This window comes from Cutibacterium sp. KBN10P07758, assembly GCF_050286205.1.
GTDB classification, from domain to species: domain Bacteria; phylum Actinomycetota; class Actinomycetes; order Propionibacteriales; family Propionibacteriaceae; genus Cutibacterium; species Cutibacterium acnes.
Map to the genome: position 1 here is coordinate 15,465 of NZ_JBNNQV010000002.1, position 15,459 is coordinate 30,923.

16 protein-coding genes are annotated in these 15,459 nt (G+C 61.9%); 3 read left to right on the forward strand and 13 right to left on the reverse strand.

Annotation, left to right across the window (positions count from 1 at the left end; all coding sequences use genetic code 11):
* Positions 1-8 precede the first annotated feature (8 nt).
* From ACOYO3_RS12310 to ACOYO3_RS12320, 3 genes are read right to left on the reverse strand one after another with little or no spacing between them, the layout of a single operon-like run.
* Positions 9-599, reverse strand: a complete 591-nt coding sequence (locus ACOYO3_RS12310) for a DUF3801 domain-containing protein (protein ID WP_255994242.1) — start codon at positions 597-599, stop codon at positions 9-11.
* A gap of 1 nt (position 600) precedes the next feature.
* A complete protein-coding gene (locus ACOYO3_RS12315; protein ID WP_176453831.1) occupies positions 601-2,307 on the reverse strand; it encodes a relaxase/mobilization nuclease domain-containing protein in 1,707 nt (568 codons plus the stop codon).
* On the reverse strand, positions 2,307-2,654 hold the full coding sequence (locus ACOYO3_RS12320; protein ID WP_176453832.1) for a plasmid mobilization protein: 348 nt from the start codon (positions 2,652-2,654) through the stop codon (positions 2,307-2,309). The genes ACOYO3_RS12315 and ACOYO3_RS12320 overlap by 1 nt, the downstream gene beginning before the upstream one ends.
* A 284-nt stretch (positions 2,655-2,938) precedes the next feature.
* On the opposite strand from ACOYO3_RS12320, the gene ACOYO3_RS12325 reads away from it, so the two are divergent.
* The gene (locus ACOYO3_RS12325) at positions 2,939-3,286 is read left to right on the forward strand and encodes a hypothetical protein (protein ID WP_176453833.1); all 348 of its coding nucleotides are present in this window, start codon (positions 2,939-2,941) and stop codon (positions 3,284-3,286) included.
* Positions 3,287-3,562: 276 nt separating this feature from the next.
* Here the strand turns inward: ACOYO3_RS12325 and ACOYO3_RS12330 are convergent, their stop codons facing one another.
* The 4 genes from ACOYO3_RS12330 to ACOYO3_RS12345 form a co-directional block, all read right to left on the reverse strand.
* Complete coding sequence (locus tag ACOYO3_RS12330) at positions 3,563-4,147, reverse strand: recombinase family protein (protein ID WP_176453834.1); 585 nt, start codon at positions 4,145-4,147, stop codon at positions 3,563-3,565.
* Positions 4,144-4,920 (reverse strand): nucleotidyl transferase AbiEii/AbiGii toxin family protein, encoded by a 777-nt coding sequence (locus tag ACOYO3_RS12335; RefSeq protein ID WP_176453835.1) that lies wholly within the window; start codon positions 4,918-4,920, stop codon positions 4,144-4,146. The genes ACOYO3_RS12330 and ACOYO3_RS12335 overlap by 4 nt, the downstream gene beginning before the upstream one ends.
* A complete protein-coding gene (locus ACOYO3_RS12340) occupies positions 4,917-5,249 on the reverse strand; it encodes a transcriptional regulator (RefSeq protein WP_176453836.1) in 333 nt (110 codons plus the stop codon). Before ACOYO3_RS12340 ends, ACOYO3_RS12335 begins: the two co-directional genes overlap by 4 nt.
* Positions 5,250-5,563: 314 nt before the next feature.
* Complete coding sequence (locus tag ACOYO3_RS12345) at positions 5,564-6,355, reverse strand: 23S rRNA (adenine(2058)-N(6))-methyltransferase Erm(50) (protein ID WP_176453837.1); 792 nt, start codon at positions 6,353-6,355, stop codon at positions 5,564-5,566.
* 608 nt (positions 6,356-6,963) lie between these two features.
* On the opposite strand from ACOYO3_RS12345, the gene ACOYO3_RS12350 reads away from it, so the two are divergent.
* Together ACOYO3_RS12350 and ACOYO3_RS12355 are read left to right on the forward strand one after the other, a co-directional pair.
* Positions 6,964-7,563, forward strand: coding sequence for a recombinase family protein (locus ACOYO3_RS12350; protein ID WP_070434800.1), 600 nt, complete (start codon positions 6,964-6,966; stop codon positions 7,561-7,563).
* A 35-nt stretch (positions 7,564-7,598) separates the two neighbouring features.
* Positions 7,599-9,020, forward strand: a complete 1,422-nt coding sequence (locus ACOYO3_RS12355; RefSeq protein ID WP_070434714.1) for a Mu transposase C-terminal domain-containing protein — start codon at positions 7,599-7,601, stop codon at positions 9,018-9,020.
* Here the strand turns inward: ACOYO3_RS12355 and ACOYO3_RS12360 are convergent.
* From ACOYO3_RS12360 to ACOYO3_RS12385, 6 genes are all read right to left on the reverse strand, one after another.
* On the reverse strand, positions 8,996-9,469 hold the full coding sequence (locus ACOYO3_RS12360) for a hypothetical protein (protein ID WP_427305938.1): 474 nt from the start codon (positions 9,467-9,469) through the stop codon (positions 8,996-8,998). The genes ACOYO3_RS12355 and ACOYO3_RS12360 overlap by 25 nt on opposite strands.
* A 142-nt stretch (positions 9,470-9,611) precedes the next feature.
* Entirely contained in the window at positions 9,612-9,896 is a 285-nt protein-coding gene (locus tag ACOYO3_RS12365) for a DUF4368 domain-containing protein (protein WP_427305940.1), read from the reverse strand.
* Between the two features lie 412 nt (positions 9,897-10,308).
* Complete coding sequence (tet(W), locus tag ACOYO3_RS12370) at positions 10,309-12,228, reverse strand: tetracycline resistance ribosomal protection protein Tet(W) (RefSeq protein ID WP_002586627.1); 1,920 nt, start codon at positions 12,226-12,228, stop codon at positions 10,309-10,311.
* Between the two features lie 917 nt (positions 12,229-13,145).
* Positions 13,146-14,078 (reverse strand): hypothetical protein, encoded by a 933-nt coding sequence (locus ACOYO3_RS12375; protein WP_176453838.1) that lies wholly within the window; start codon positions 14,076-14,078, stop codon positions 13,146-13,148.
* Positions 14,068-15,150 (reverse strand): DNA methyltransferase, encoded by a 1,083-nt coding sequence (locus ACOYO3_RS12380; RefSeq protein WP_176453839.1) that lies wholly within the window; start codon positions 15,148-15,150, stop codon positions 14,068-14,070. Before ACOYO3_RS12380 ends, ACOYO3_RS12375 begins: the two co-directional genes overlap by 11 nt.
* Before the next feature lie 25 nt (positions 15,151-15,175).
* Positions 15,176-15,459, reverse strand: a 284-nt coding sequence (locus tag ACOYO3_RS12385) for a hypothetical protein (protein ID WP_427305941.1), incomplete at its 5' end; no start/stop codon positions are given.

Below are 15,459 nucleotides of genomic sequence, written 5' to 3' on the forward strand. Positions count from 1 at the left end.
GTGGTCTCCTATCGTGCGACTCCCGAGCGGCTGGGCCCGTCCTCGTCGTCGATCTTCGGGGTGGGGGTCTCCAGCCCGCGTTCCTTGGTGCGGGTCTGCTTCTGCTCGCGCTCGGTCTTCTTGGCGGCCACGCCTTCCTCGATCTTCTCGGCGTTGTGCCGGCGCGTGGCGTTGCGGGCGATCTTCTGGTCGATCCGTTCGGATGCCACGGACAGTGCGTGCTCGACCACCTGGACGTCCTTGCCCTGGACGTGGAACGTCCTTGTGCCGTCGGTGCCGTGCTCGATGGCGAAGGTGACCCCGTAGCGCTTCAGCGTGGTCTCCAGCTCGCGGGCGACCGCCTGGTCGTCGATGTCCACGATTTCGCGCGTGCCCGTGATGGTGCGCCCGAAATCGCGCACCGAGATTTTCCCCGTGGTCCGCTGCTCATGCAACGACGACTTCGCGGCGTCGAGCAACGCATGCGCGCCCGACACAAGGGCACCCGCGCCGCTTCCCATGAGCTTGACTGCGACGTGGAATGCTGCGCGCCCGCCCGCTCCGGTCGTGCGCACCGCCACTTGCTTGGCCTCGTCGCTGGCCGTGTCGATCAGTTCCATCTCATCGGCTCCTTCCGCCTCGATCATCTCCCGCGCCCAGGCCGTCGCCGCGTGCCTCGCGGCGACGCTGCACCTCGGCCTCGATCCGCTCCCCCAGCGTCATGCCGGTGTCGCGGCCCGTTCCCCCATCGCGGTCGTGGCGCTGGTCTTCCACGCGCACCTCCTGCGCGTCAGCCTCGCCGTCGCGGGACACCAGGTGGCCGGGGGTCTCCCGGTCTCCTGCCTGATCCGCGTATCGCTGCCGCTGCGCGGTCTCCTCGGCGCTCCGCGCCTCGGTGCGGCGGCGCGCCGCGACGCCTCGCTCGATCTTGTCGGCAATCGACATCTTCGACTCCTCTCTGGTCAGTGCTGTCAGTGCCCGCACGTCGTTCTTCAACTGGTGAATTTCTCGCTCGGTGATGCGCAGGTCGGCTTGCAGCACCGCCAGATTCCCGCCGCGATCATCTCCGTTGGCCATCAGATCGGTGGCGGCCACGAGCTTCGTCTGGAAACCGAGGCGCGTCTCGGTCAGCCGGCCCGTGGCCTGCACGAGCGCCTGGTCGATGTCACCGCCGGTGCGGCTGAGCCATCGAGACTTCGCGTTAACGCGCTCCTGCAACTCTTGGAGGTCACCGAGCGATTCGCGCCAGGTCTTCACCTGCAACGCGTCGCTCGACTTCACGTCCTTCTGCTTGCCGAGTCCGGCCACATCCGGCTCGGCGAACCACTTGTACAGCCCCCCGGTCGTCACTGTGGCCGCAAGGTTTCCCTTGCGGTCCGCGAGCACGTGGCGATCATCGACCGGCAGATAGATGCGTACGTTCCGCCCGTGGCGCACGACCTGCTTCTTGGCCACCGTCATGCGCAGATGCCGCCCGGTCCCCGGCACGTGCACGGTCATCGTCTGGCGCGTCTCCCCCACGATCATCGACTGATCCACGCTGATCCTGTTGACCGCCGACCGGGACAACCGAGCCATGATCGACTCCTCCGTGTATGCCTCTCCGAGCCTCCAGTCACGCACCGACCGGCCCATCGACTCTTCACGGAACGACACCGTGCCGTTCTGACCGCCGCGCCTCCTGGTCTCGATTCCGGCCAACTCCAGCGCCCGCTCGAACTCCGTCCACGTGCCCGCTCGCGCTGCCGCCTTGTCGATCTCCACGCGCAGCAGCTCCTTCGTGCTCCGCCCGCGCAGCACGTTGTAGATGTCCCCGAAGCTGCGGCCACTCGCGCGCGCCGGGGCCGGCAGCACACTCAGTCCCGCCTCGCGACACAGTGCATCGGACAGGCCACGAATCCTTCCGATCGTGTCCTTCTGGCACCGGAACTTCCTCCCGGTCTCCATGTTCGTCGCGTTGAAGATGATGTGATTGTGAATGTGTCCCTTGTCCAGATGAGTGGCGATCACATATTCGTGCTCGCCACCCGTGATCTTCTCCGCGAGCTGCACACCGAGCTGGTGTGCCTGCTCTGCCGTGACCTTCTCCCCCGGTTTGAACGACTGGATCACGTGATGGGCGAGCACACTTCCCTCACGCTGACTCGTCACTCCGACACGCTCGCTCGTGTCCGTGAACTGGCGGGCGACGGCCCGCCAGTCACCCGGATCGATGACCGCCGCATTAGTCGAAACCCACACGCCATCCTGGGTCGCATCGGGCCGCGTGATGTACGCCAGCGCCTTCGCCGGCGTCGTCTTGATCTGCCCCATCTTCACAACAGCCATCACTCCGCCCCCGCTTCCGTTGCGGCGTCGATGGCCCGTTGGACTTGTCCCAGCAGCTCCCGCGTGGCACGCATCTGCTCAACCGTCACCACATCATCAGTGTTCACCTGCCGAGCGATCTGGTTGATGTTGTTCCCGATCCTCGACAACTCGGCGCGCAGCGGAGCCGGATCGAACGCCACGCGACGCACGACGATCTTCCCCTCAGTGAGAGCGCGCCGCGCATAGTCGGCGAACGTCCTCGCCTCCGCAAGTTCCATACGCCGTTCCACCCGCTTCCATTCAGCATCACTGAGCCACAAGCCCTTGAAGACCCCTCGCGACCGCTTCGCGCCCTGCTCAGCCATGCATCCACTCCTACCGGGTTTGGGCAGAGCCCATAGTGCCCAGGGGGCCACGCAACTGTGTAACAGTTGCTATGCTTGCTACCCCGTCAGGGTCAGTCTACAACCTACGGTCTACATGGCGCTAGAATGAGAAACGGATCGTCCGGCTAACCGGACGATCCGAGATCGGAAGGGCCGCCCAGGGGCGGCCCACGATGATCCTTGTACGGGGTGTCCCGCGCTGCCCGCGCGGGACACCCTAGGGGTCGCCGTCGGCGGCCCCGCACCAAGATGAAGGAGGGCGTATGGCCACCAAGTCCGACCCCGATCTAATCGACGACCTGCTGCGCCAAGACGAGGCGGAGCTGCGGGCGAAGAAGAAGCGGCTGCGCGCCTTTCAGACGGCTCTGGATGAGCTTCGGCACGCCAGCGAGGCAGTGGCCACGGCCGGTGCCGCCCTCATCGCTGCCGGCGATGTCTCCCGCGCCGAGGCGAGCAAGGTCTTCAAGCTCTCCAAGGGAGAACGCGCCGCCGCGTTCCCTACCCGGCCTCGCTCAGAGTCGAGCGTCGCGGATGCGGTCGATGAGCCGCCGAACCCCGTAGACGATCCATCCGATGAGTCGGATGAACAGCACACCGATCTGGGTCAGTAGCCACACCGCGACGTGGAAGATCGCGCTCAGTCCGTACATCGCGATGATGAGGATGAGCGCGAGCACGGCGATCACGCCGGCGATCATCAACCACGCGAGCCCCATCGCTCATCCTCCCTTCAACTCTCGGTGTCTCCATGGTGCCACTTCGGGATGACTCTTGTCCCGATGCCATCAGGATGGTGCGCTCCAGGTCGCCGTCAAGGGCGCTGCGCGTCGCTGCGCGATGCCGCAAGCGGCACCCTTGACCGCGACCCTCCACACACCGATTGGCAGTTATCGGAACGAAGGGGCGCTCTGGGCTCGGACGAGGGCTCGGCGTACCGACGACGTGCTCACACCGAGCACGGTGGCGATATGCGCGTTGCTCTGACCCTGCGCCTTCATGCGCAAGGCGGCGTCGGTCCGCTCCGGACCCATGACGGTGGGACGGCCACCGACTCTGCCCTGGGCCCGCGCGTAGGCCAGGCCCCGCCGGGTGTTCTCCCGGATCGTGTCCACGCGCAGCTGGGCGAACACGGCCATGATCCCCACAATGGCCTGGCCCATCGGGCTCGACGTGTCGATGCTCAACGCCGGCTCCGTCAGGCTCCTGATACTCACTCCCTGCCCGATCAGGTCATGGACGATCTCGATGGCCATGACCTCGCTTCCGGCCAGCCGGTCCAGCGCCCGGAACACCAGCGTGTCGCCCGGACGCAGATAGTCGCGGCACGCCAACCACTGCGGCCGGTCGGCCGCACGGCTGGACTCGCCGTGGTCCACGAACACACGCTCGGCCCCGGCCGCGCGCAGCTCGGCCTCCTGCGCGGCCGGGTTCTGCTCGCGCGTGGACACGCGCGCGTACCCGACGATGGTCATCTTCTCCCCCGCCCCACAGGGCCGCCTCGGTGCGGCTCGTCGTCGCCGCGCTCCGCTCGACGACGTTCCACCTCCCGCTCGATGCGCTCGTGCAGGCCGCTGCGGGTACTCTCCCGCCGGGCTAGGCCGCGAATGCTCGCCGCCCACGCCTTGGTGCGCGTCTTCACGTCGTCGAGCTGACTGGCCGTCAGACCGTAGACGCGCACCTCTTCGGGCTGGATGCGCTCCACGTTGTCGAGGTTCTGGGCGAACCGTCCTAGGTCGAAGCCGGCATCAGCGTTGCGGGCCAAGTTCAGCAGTTCCTTGTCGCTGTACCTGCCGGAACGCCGGATCGCGTCCACATCGAGATAGTCGCGGGTCTCGGCCCGCGAGAACAGGGCACCCACCTTGTTCCCTACCGCGTCCTCGATGGCAAGCACGGGCCCGACCTCCAGCCGCACGGGCGGGTGAGCCCGCCAGTCCACGCCCAGGTCCATGTCGGTACTGCGCCCTTGCGCACTGACGATGGTGAGCTGGGCGAACGTGTCCTGGCGGCGGCGGGTCTCCACGGTGTAGCCGGCCGCACGCAGCGCGGCGATAATCCGGTCGAGCGACGTGCCGAATCGGGCCTGGGCCTGCTGGACGGTGAACAGGTCCACGTCCTCTGTGGGCCGGTCGATCAGCCCATGCTCACGGATCGCGCCCGAGCCGGCCAGGGCGAAGCCGGCATCGTCGCCGACGGCCTCCAGGGCCAGGCGCGTGATGCGCCGCTGCTCCTCCTGGTCACCGCTCACACGGGCACCCGAAGCCGGGGGAACCGTCCCTCCCACAAGACGCGGACGTGCGGGTCCATGTTCAGGATCGGCCACGTCTCGATGAGCCGATCTCGGTTCATCAAGCGGCCCTGCTCGTCAACCGTCCCCTCGGCGAGCAGCGCCTGGTAGGCCATACGACGCCAACCCAGGTTCGACACGTCCACACCGAGCCGATCAGCCTGCCAGCGCACAGAGTGAGGCAGGTCGATGGGCCCGTCATAGGGCCCACGCAGCTCGTCGAGCGAAGCGGGCGCGTCATAGGGCTTGACATCGCGGAACCGCACACGAGTCGCTGCCACCTCAGCCATGGCCCGCCTCCTTCCATCTCATCCCAGTTTACCCGGCCAGGTCGAAAACGGTCTATCACTGGTTTCGGTTTCGGTGGGGGTTTTGACCGCCCTTCCACCGCCAACCTACGCGGATTGTGAATGTGATCGCTATATGTCGTGGATTCTTGATCACTCTATGGCGTGCTGGTCTGGTGGACCGGGAAGACATTGCTCTTCGCATGGCAAACGGTGCCGTCTTTAGGATTTCTCTGCGCCAGGATCCGGAAGGGATGGCACTTCTTCTCCTGCCGACATCGGTCGGAGCGGCTGATGGTATCGCGATCAGCTTGCCTTTAGCACCCCACGGCCGTAAACAGTGTGGCCCACTGCCCCGCGTCCAACTGTTTCGGCAGTGCGTGTGCCGGAACACCGGCCTCACGCAAGACCTGGGCACACCGTCGCGCACGCCGACGCCCCACAACCCGGGACACGATGTCGGCGACGCCACGGCCCTTGCCGGTGAACACGTCATGGACGAAGGACGCGTACCGCGCACGCTCCGACCAGTCCACGAGAGGTTCCTCCCGGCGACGTATCACCAGGACACCGGCGTCGACGGTGGGGCGGGGACGGAAATGCGTGGACGGCACCCGCCCGTACTGTTCGAAGTCGACCCACGGCCACCACTGGGCAGTCATCATCGTGGCACCACCGACACCGGCGCGGCGGCGCGCGACCTCCCACTGCACCAGGAGCACCGCGTGGGTCCACCCCGGTGAGTGAAGGACGTGCCGCAGGATCGCGGTGGTCAGGTGGAACGGCAGGTTCCCCACCAGGACGTGCGGGCCGTCCGGAAGCACAAAATCAAGGACATCCTGCTCGTACAGGTGGACCTCCGGGCGCAGCCGCTTCTCCAACCACCGGACAGAGGCCGGGTCGATCTCGACGGCGGTCAACGATCCACCGGCAGCCAAGACACGATCCTGAAGGGGAAAGGTCAGCGCCCCGTGTCCCGGGCCGATCTCGATGACCGGGACGGAGGCGTTGACGGGGACGAGGTCGACGATCCGTCTGATCGTCGCCTCATTGACGAGGTAGTTCTGGCCGTTCTCGTGACGGCCCTTGTTCGGCCTGTAGGTAGGCATGGAAAGACACTCCGCAGCAGATATCGTGCTCCGGGCATGCCGAAAAGGCCGCCCGGCTGGACAAGCTGAGCGGTGGGTGTGTCTACCTCCGTGGAACGTCCCCCGTTAGCGCACACACCCACCGGCGGCTCCGGGGTTCCGGAGCCGACCGAAGGTGGTGAAAATTGCATTCATTGCGCCCATGGGGTGAACCATACCACAGCACGCGGATGCCTGACCTGCCCTGTCCCGGTCATCCAAAACTGTCATGTGGACCTGACCCGGTCGGTCTGCCGACTGGTGCTGGATACGCCGCCGGGGTCAGATTGGTGGGTGAGTACCTACGCCTCCACGGAGGTACGGCAGCAAGCAACGTGCATGCGCTGGCAGAAACAATTCTGTCTGATGTTCTCCCTCGGCTCGGGCTAGGTAATGAGTAGTAGTACAAAACTGTACTGCCCGTTCTCTCTTGTATTGAAATGCTAAAGGTTTACAAGACATCTACGGCGAACGCACTGAAACAGGGCGCTCCTGCGAGAATCGACCCGAAAACTGTCTCGTATACCTGTCTCACCGTAATGTGTTCCACCTTCTTCCAATCTGGGGTTTGGTGAGGCATGATGGTGGTCATGAGACTGTTGGGCTACACCCGGGTGTCCACCGTCGGTCAGGATCCGACTCTTCAACACGACGCCTTGGTCACCGCCGGGGTTCAGGACCGTGATGTCTTCAGCGATGTCACCTCCGGGGCGAAAAACGCCACTGAGCGTCCGGGGATGAAGAAGCTCCTCGCCTACGCTCAACCCGGTGACACGGTGGTGGTGTGGCGCATCGACCGGCTGGGCCGGTCCCTACTCGATGTACTCAACACGGTGAACCTGTTACGCGAACGAGACGTGAAAATCAAGTCCGTCTCCGACGGCATCGACCCGGAGACCTCCTCGGGCCGGTTGATGCTCGGCATGCTGGGCACCCTGGCTGAGTACGAACGAGAACTGATCACCGAACGCGTCAACGCCGGCATCGCCGCAGCAAAGTCCAACGGCACCCGCTTCGGCCGACCACCTGTGGATCCAGAGGTGGTCGACCGCAAACTCGCCATCGTCGCCGAGGAACGAGCCAAAGGCCGCAGTGCCGAAGACGCCGCGAGCATGGTCGGCTGGTCACGGGCGACACTGTACCGCCATCTGCAGGGCGCCAAACGACGACAGTCAGCACTGCCCGCCTGACACGGACACAATGACCAGCGCGTGAGGTGACGGTGATGGACGAGATGCAACGCTGGGAGATCCTCCGGCTCCACATCGAAGACGACATCACCCTGACCGACCTGGCACAGGCCACCGACATCAGCACCCGAACCCTATCCCGGTGGGTAGCCCGATACCGCGCCGACGGAATCCGCGGGCTACGCAACACCACACGATCCGACGCCGGAGCCCATCGCATATCCGCGGAACTCGTCGCCTACATCGAACACCTTGGTCTCACCAAGCCACGCCCATCGATCGCCGCCCTGCATCGCCTCGTGAGCTGTCGAGCACAACAACTATCGCTGAAACCACCCAGCTACGCCACCGTGCGCAGCATCATCCAAGCCCTTGACCCGGCGATGGTCACCCTCGCATTGGAGGGCCCGACGTCCTACCGAGATCGACACGAACTGGTCTACCGGCACCGGGCTGAACACCCCAACGCCATCTGGCAGGCCGATCACACCCAACTCGACATCCTCATCCAGAACCCGGACGGCACCCCGACTCGCCCCTGGCTCACCATCATCATCGACGACTACTCCCGGGCAGTGTGCGGCTACATGGTCACCACCACCGCACCCTCGGCAATGAACACCGCCCTGGCACTACGCCAGGCGATCTGGCGAAAAACAGACCCCACCTGGGCGATGTGCGGTATTCCCGACGTCCTCTACGTCGATCACGGCTCCGACTTCACCAGTGGCCATATCACGTACACCACGACAGCACTGAAGATCCGGATCATCCACTCGACCATCGCCCGTCCGCAGGGCCGCGGCAAGATCGAGCGGTTCTTCAGCACCGTCAACACCGAACTTCTCACCACCCTGCCCGGCCACCTCGCCCCCGGCGTCCGCAACCCACACCCCGTACTAGACCTGACGAGCCTGGATACCGCCGTCGGCGAGTTCATCAGCAGCTACAACCAGCGCACGCATTCTTCAATCAACACCAGCCCGAAAGCCGCGTGGATCGGGCAGGGGTGGATCCCCAGAATGCCGGAGAACCTTGAAGAACTCGACGGACTCCTGCTGCGGGTCTCCACCCACCGCCGAGTCCAGCGAGACGGCATCCACTTCCAAGGCCAGCGCTACATCAGCCCGACCCTGGCACCTTTTGTCGGCCATGACGTCACCATCCGCTACGACCCGCGGGATCTCTCCGAGATCCGGGTCTACGACCACGACACGTTGCTGTGCGTCGCTGTCGATGAAGACCACCCCAACCAGCGCTACAGCCTGGCCGATATCCAGGCCGCTCGTCGACGCCGACGGCGTCAACTACGTGCCGGGATCAACGAGCGCATCCCCATCCACGAGCCACGCCCATCAGACCTTGCCCCTGTGAACCCCGATGTGAGCGCCGAAGCGCCACGGCCGCGTGGTCGTACGTCTCGCCTGCGGACCTATGAAGAGGACCTGTCACCATGAACCGCGACTTCATCGTCACCAAAGAGCACCGCCGCTTCGTCGAGTTCGCCAACGCGATCCGCAAAGACGCCACCATCGGCATCTGCCACGGTGATGCAGGAGTCGGCAAAACACAGTCCGCCAGACGCTATGCCCACTGGGATGCTCTGGGCTCGTTCATTGACGACTGGGGTCCACGCAGTGAATCTGACCTGGCCATCTACGCGACGGCTCATCGGGCGCGCACCGTGTTCTACACCCCTGAGGTGCAACCGAAGTACCGGACGTTGATCCGTGACATCGAATTTTACCGGGGCAAACTCGACGTCTGCATCATGGAGCATCTGATGGCCACCGGACAGCGGGACAGGCTCCACATGCGCAGATCCAGTGGCGAGAAGCTCACCCAACTGATCGTTTTTGAGACGCACCGCGAGAGCGGAGCCGTTAGCCGCTCCCGGAGCGTCCACAACGCGTCTCAAAACCGGTCGTGTCGCACCCTGGTTTTACGCCCGGGCAGTCTGCTTATGTGTGATAAAGAAGCAATAGAAGTGCAAAAAATTTTGCCGTTCCTATCCGACACTTGGCCATTGTGTCGGATAGGTCGGGCGGTTATTCGGGCAAGTCAATCTTGCCGACAAAGCTGTAATAAATCTCAATGTCCTGCCTGCGGGTGCCGTTCTCATCATAGCTGCACTCATGCACCACAATTTTCTCGATCATTTCCCGCAAGAGAGTGGGGGTCAGTTCTTCAAAGGCAAGGTGCTTGCGGACAATGCCCATAAATTTCTCGGCGTTGACGGTAGTTGCCTGTGACTTGTCCAGTTCGGCTTGCAGGGCGGCGGCTCTCTTTTTCAGCTCCGCTTGCTCGGCTTCGTAGTCAGCCGACAGTTCCATGAAACGCTCATCGCTGATTTTGCCGTTTACATTGTCCTCATACAGCCGCTTGATAATGCGGCTGATTTCAGAAATGCGTTCCTGCGCCTGTTCAAGCTGCTTGATGGCTGCGGCGGTCTTTCGCTTGCCGCCGATCTCGTTCTGCTGGACAAAATGTAATCCGCAGGATTAGGAGATAGAAGTTCCGTTACTTTGGGACGCACTACCTCTCTGTGAAATTCATTAGATTCGTCACCCATTGCATTATCCCAAAATTGTGCGTTCTCCTCCCAGATTTTTTTACTTTCCTCTGTTCCCATGTTCTCTCCCACTCCCCAAATTTGCTTTTTTGCTTCCATTAAATCTTCCTTACTATATTCCATTGTTACCCTCCATAACTTCTGATTGTTGCCGTCTTGACGATTATGTATCTTTACATTACCTTCTGAAACATATGGCGCACCTTGTCCAGGCGGCTGTTTGGACGGCGGGGCTGGATGACCGGCTGACCGACAGCGGCCTGATATCCTTTCAGCTCTGTAAGGCATACGCTCCGCCCGTTGGTGTAAAAGGCCAGATCAGTACGGTATGCCTGTATACAGCGGGCGGGAATCTCGCCAGTAAAGACAACTTCATCCTTTTTTACCTGGGCCGTTTCGATGGTGGCACAGTATTTCGGTGCATCATGATAAGCCCTGGAAAGGTATTCCTGGGGCGCATAGAGGATGAAGGAGAGATAAGGTTCCAGCAGCTGCGTCCCCGATTCCTTCAATGCCTGTTCCAATACAATCGGGGCCAATGAGCGGAAGTCCGCCGGCGTGCTGACCGGACTGTAATAAAGCCCGTATTCAAAGCAAATCTTACAGTCCGTTACGTTCCAGCCGAACAAGCCCTGCTCCAGCCCGTAACGGATACCATCCCTGACAGCGTTTTGAAAACTCTGGTTCAAGTATCCCAGCGAAACCCGGCTCTCGTATTGTACACCGGAGCCAAGCGAGAGTGGTGTAACAGACAGTCCTATGGATGCCCAAAACGGGTTGGGCGGCACCTCGATATGGATGGTGTGGCTGGCTGCTTTGAGCGGCCGCTCCATATAAATGACGGAGGGTTCCTTTACCACTGTTTCAAGCTTGTATTTTTCCGACAGCAAAGCGGAAACAACCTCCAACTGCACCCGGCCCAAAAAAGAAAGAATGATCTCATGGGTGATGGAATCCACTTCGCAACGCAAAAGCGGGTCAGTATCCGCAAGTTGCGTAAGAGCGTCCAGCAGCCGTTCTCTTTGCGCTGCCGTTTTCGGCGCAATCGTCGTCCGCAGCATGGGGAGGGGGTCCTCGCGCCACCTTTTACGAGGGAGCCGGGTTTGGTCCCCTAATACATCGTTTAACCTCACGCTGTCGCTGGGAAGGATAACAATTTCACCCTGATAAGCGGTGTCTGTCCGAACAATTTCCCCTTTGGATGGAATACGCATCTCTGTGATTTTCAGCTTTTCTCTCCCGGCCAGGGCCACCGTATCCCGCAGGCGCAGCGTTCCGCTGTATAACCGTAGATAGACACGCCGCTGGCCGCAATCGGTGTACTCAACCTTGAAAACGCTGCCGCATAGGGCGGCGCCCCCCTGTTCCCCAATCGGTTGGAACAGCCCTGTCACCGCATCCATCAACGGTTGAATGCCAAGGCCATTTTTGGCGCTGCCATGATAGACTGGGAACAGGGAGGCGTCTTGAACCCGCTGCTGTTCCTCCCGCGCAAGTTTTTCCCGGCTGATTGGTTCTCCTGCGATATACTTTTCCAATAATTCATCGTTATTTTCGATGACCGCATCCCATGCTTCTATGTCGGTATTTTCCTCCAGGACTATTTCCGGGGACAGCGACACCGTCTGCTTGATGATAATATCGGCGGAGAGCTTATCCCGAACAGACTGAACCACGCTCTGCAAATCAACGCCAGCCTGGTCGATCTTGTTGATAAAGATAACGGTGGGAATGTTCATTTTCCGCAGGGCATGGAACAGAATACGGGTCTGGGCCTGCACGCCATCTTTAGCGGAGATCACCAAGATGGCCCCATCTAAAACAGCCAAAGAGCGGTACACCTCCGCCAAAAAATCCATGTGGCCGGGCGTATCCACAATGTTAACTTTACATCTGTGCCACTGGAAGGAAGTGACTGCCGCTTGAATGGTAATCCCACGCTGCCGCTCCAAAAACATGGTGTCCGTCCTCGTTGTCCCTTTTTCGACGCTCCCCGGTTCTGAAATGGCTCCGCTGGCATATAGCAGGCTCTCCGTCAAGGTCGTCTTTCCAGCGTCTACATGGGCAAGAATTCCAATATTGATTATTTTCATGTGATTGTCCTCCCTTTACAGCCCCAAAGGGCATAAAAATCCCCAGCAGTAAAATACTTTTACCACTGGGGATTATAAGTTGCGGACATACACATATACAGCATACACCTGTTTGTGATTGCTGTTTTTGGGGATATGTCAAAATTGATAAGGCAAAAGTATTCTTAAATTGGGTACAAAAAACTAAGCCCCTACAAAAGGAGCTATCATAATCCTTTGTTCCCACTATTTGATTATAGTTTTATTTAAGAATACCTTGCCGCATATTTTTTACTCCTTTTCTGGATTAAATCATTGTATCACATCAGTTTTAGGAAAGCAAGTACCTAAAAGAAATTTTTCTTCCCCTTATATGTAACAATCATACCGGCTTCCTAGCGTTCAGAATGTTTTCTGCTGTCTGCTGTGGTGTTTGGTTGGAATTGTCCAACCAAAAGCCGATCCGTGGTGTTGTCTGCATTTTACTAAATACAAATTCAATGTATACAGAAAGATATAAGGAGTGGGAGGGATTCCGCCGTAGTTGGCATTGTAGGAAAATCCAAAAGTTTAGATTTTCCCACAATGCTTATCTTTTGGTCTTTGGTTCGGAATAGTGTAGTGCTGGCGGTCTATCTCTTGTTTTCGGTTGCTTGCTTCCTTACCGTACATGAGCATTCGCGCAGTGCATTCCCGACCACGTCCGGCACGGCACCTCGACCGTCTGCGCCGCGCTGAACATTGCGACCCGCTTCGACAAACTCGCCATCACGTACCGCGCCGGCGTCACCCTCTGCGCCATCCTCACCTGGGTCCGACTATTGGGAGACACGACCTAGGAGAAGACCGGCTCCCACATCCGCTACCGCTTCGTGGGAGGCCGTGGCCCGGCTCCCGCCGGGCATGAAGAAGGGTCCGCTGAAGGTTTGGTTGACCTCCTACGGCAGCAGCTCAGCCAGTTCTCGCAGCTGCTCAAGGATCCGCTCGGCCTGGTCGGGAGCGACATTCTTGTCCAGCTGCTTGAGCTGACGCTGCATCTTCTCGATGACTGCGTCGGAACCAGCGGACTCGCTGTGGAGCTTCAGGAAGTGTACCCAAGCACGCGTCTCGATACCGAGGATGGGCACACGCATCGTCGACTCAACGAACGAATCCATGAGGGGGCGACACCGAGGCAGTCGTCCGAAGTTGCCACCGCCATCGTTCACCGGATGCACCGTCACGCGGTCAGCCTTCGACGGGTACGGCGTCGCGTCGGCCGGGTACTCCAGCTCCGCACTGCCATCGGTCTCCTTGATGTTGGTCCACCAGTAGTCGCGCCACTCGGCGGCGTACTTGGCGGACTCGACCCACGGCTCGGCCACCACCGGCACGCCGCTGACGGCGCTGTCGAGGTGCCACGGCACGCAGCACACCAGGTCCCAGTCGGTGCAGGCATCGGGGGAGACCTGGTACCGCAGCGAAGGGACCTTCTCCTTGGCCAGCATCCACCAGCCCTTGAGCTCGATGCCGATCGCGATGGGCTCACCCTCGGTTCCACGATTCACCAGACGCACGTCGGGGAAGGCCTGCGCCGACCGCTCGAACCGGTAGGTCGACCACTCGGAGTCCGGGTCCCAGATCTGCCGAAGGCTGTTCAGCGTGCGCACGACCTCCAGCTCGATGCCCGAGCCCAAGAAGCTGTTGAGGCTGAACAGGTCGGTGGCGTTGACCCCGCTGATCTCGTTCTTCGACTCGAACTCGCCCGGAAGGGCTTGGAGGGCCGCGGAGACCCCCTTCTGGAGCTTGGTATGCGGATCGTTGGGATCCAGCACCGGGCGGGCAGGACCCGCACCCACCTGGGCGCTCGTCGCCACTGCATCAACCGACATTGCTCTCCTCCTCGGGGTTGGCGTCGAAGAGGGCCACGAGCTCGTCGTTGGTCTCGGCCTCCTCGGCGGCGACGTCAAGCCGCTCGTGCGCAAGCTCCGCGAAGTAGGGGTCACGCTCGGCAAGGAAAGCCTGCCGACGCAGGGCCACCGCAGCCACGGAGCCCGTGCCAAGCCCGCCGAAGGGCTCCCATACGACGTCGCCCTCCTTCGTGACGGCGTGCACCAGGCGCTCCATGAGCTCCAGTGGCTTCTGGTTCAGATGGGTCGTGCTGGCCTTCGTGGGCTTGTACACGCGCGGCGCCGACCGACGCATCGAGCCCTTCATACGCTCGCCGTCGTGCAGCGGGGGGCGGCTCCACACGTTGGTCAGGCCATGGACGTGGTGCCACTGGTGGCGCATCCGGTCCCACTGCTTCGCGGTGACCGACGTCACACCGTCGAGCGAGAAGTACGGGCGGCCGCTCTCCAGGCCGTGCTGATTGCAGTACGCGGCCATGGCGGCCACGGCGACTCCCGGCGGCCAGTACCAGAGCCAGTCGTTCGTCAGGTACTTGCGCGTGGCGGCGTTCTTCACGCCGCAGGCCTCATTGGCCAGGTACATCGGCAGACCAGAGCGGCGCCACTCGTGCCGCAGCCACTGCTGGGCATCGAGAATGCCCGCGTCGGTCGCCGCCTCGAAGCGGCGCTGGTAGAGGACGCAGACCTCCGTGACGACGGGGAAGCGGCGGATGGTGTTGCCGTTGACGTTGCCCGCGATGTGGCTCAGACCCTTGTCCCAGACCACGGTCTGGACGTAGTCCCAGCCCTGACGCTTCAACTCAGGATGCACCGTGGCCCAGCCCACCTCCGTACCCCAGAACCACAGCGCCGTGCCCGGGGCGGCAGCCTTCGTCCACTGCTCGATGTGCGGGGCGTACCAGTCAACGAGCCCTTCCTCGTCGGTGGTGTCCCCGTAAAAACCGCGGACGCCGTAGGCGCCGTCGCTGATGATGCACGTCGGCGACGGCCAGGACGCGTAGGCGTCCGCCACATCCCCCACGTGCAGGTCGTAGGGCCTCTTCTTCTCGGCCATGCTCCCAGCCTCTCATAATCGATGGTTACTGGTCATTCGCCCGGTCCAGGTACGTCAGGCCGGCGCGGCGTAGCGCGTCGGCCGGCGTGCCGCCGCTCCAGTCGGGGGCGGTCCCGGTCATCGGCAGGGGCGTGGCCGACCGGGCTGTGTTCTCCAGCTCGTCGGCCAGTTCGTCCCACTCGGGCACGTCGAGGACCTGGTTGACCGAGACCTCGACGACGACGCTCACCCCGCGCTCGGCCAGCAGCCGGCCCACGGTCTCCTTGTACGCCTCGGCGTAGTCGGCCTGGTCCTGCTCCCACCGGGCCT

Bases quoted from the DNA above. Each gene is read 5' to 3' on its own strand.
- ACOYO3_RS12310 (WP_255994242.1), bottom strand. From the start codon at position 599: ATGGAACTGATCGACACGGCCAGCGACGAGGCCAAGCAAGTGGCGGTG.
- ACOYO3_RS12315 (WP_176453831.1), bottom strand. From the start codon at position 2,307: ATGGCTGTTGTGAAGATGGGGCAGATCAAGACGACGCCGGCGAAGGCG.
- ACOYO3_RS12320 (WP_176453832.1), bottom strand. From the start codon at position 2,654: ATGGCTGAGCAGGGCGCGAAGCGGTCGCGAGGGGTCTTCAAGGGCTTG.
- ACOYO3_RS12325 (WP_176453833.1), top strand. From the start codon at position 2,939: ATGGCCACCAAGTCCGACCCCGATCTAATCGACGACCTGCTGCGCCAA.
- ACOYO3_RS12330 (WP_176453834.1), bottom strand. From the start codon at position 4,147: ATGACCATCGTCGGGTACGCGCGCGTGTCCACGCGCGAGCAGAACCCG.
- ACOYO3_RS12340 (WP_176453836.1), bottom strand. From the start codon at position 5,249: ATGGCTGAGGTGGCAGCGACTCGTGTGCGGTTCCGCGATGTCAAGCCC.
- ACOYO3_RS12345 (WP_176453837.1), bottom strand. From the start codon at position 6,355: ATGCCTACCTACAGGCCGAACAAGGGCCGTCACGAGAACGGCCAGAAC.
- ACOYO3_RS12350 (WP_070434800.1), top strand. From the start codon at position 6,964: ATGAGACTGTTGGGCTACACCCGGGTGTCCACCGTCGGTCAGGATCCG.
- ACOYO3_RS12355 (WP_070434714.1), top strand. From the start codon at position 7,599: ATGGACGAGATGCAACGCTGGGAGATCCTCCGGCTCCACATCGAAGAC.
- ACOYO3_RS12365 (WP_427305940.1), bottom strand. From the start codon at position 9,896: ATGGAACTGTCGGCTGACTACGAAGCCGAGCAAGCGGAGCTGAAAAAG.
- ACOYO3_RS12375 (WP_176453838.1), bottom strand. From the start codon at position 14,078: ATGTCGGTTGATGCAGTGGCGACGAGCGCCCAGGTGGGTGCGGGTCCT.
- ACOYO3_RS12380 (WP_176453839.1), bottom strand. From the start codon at position 15,150: ATGGCCGAGAAGAAGAGGCCCTACGACCTGCACGTGGGGGATGTGGCG.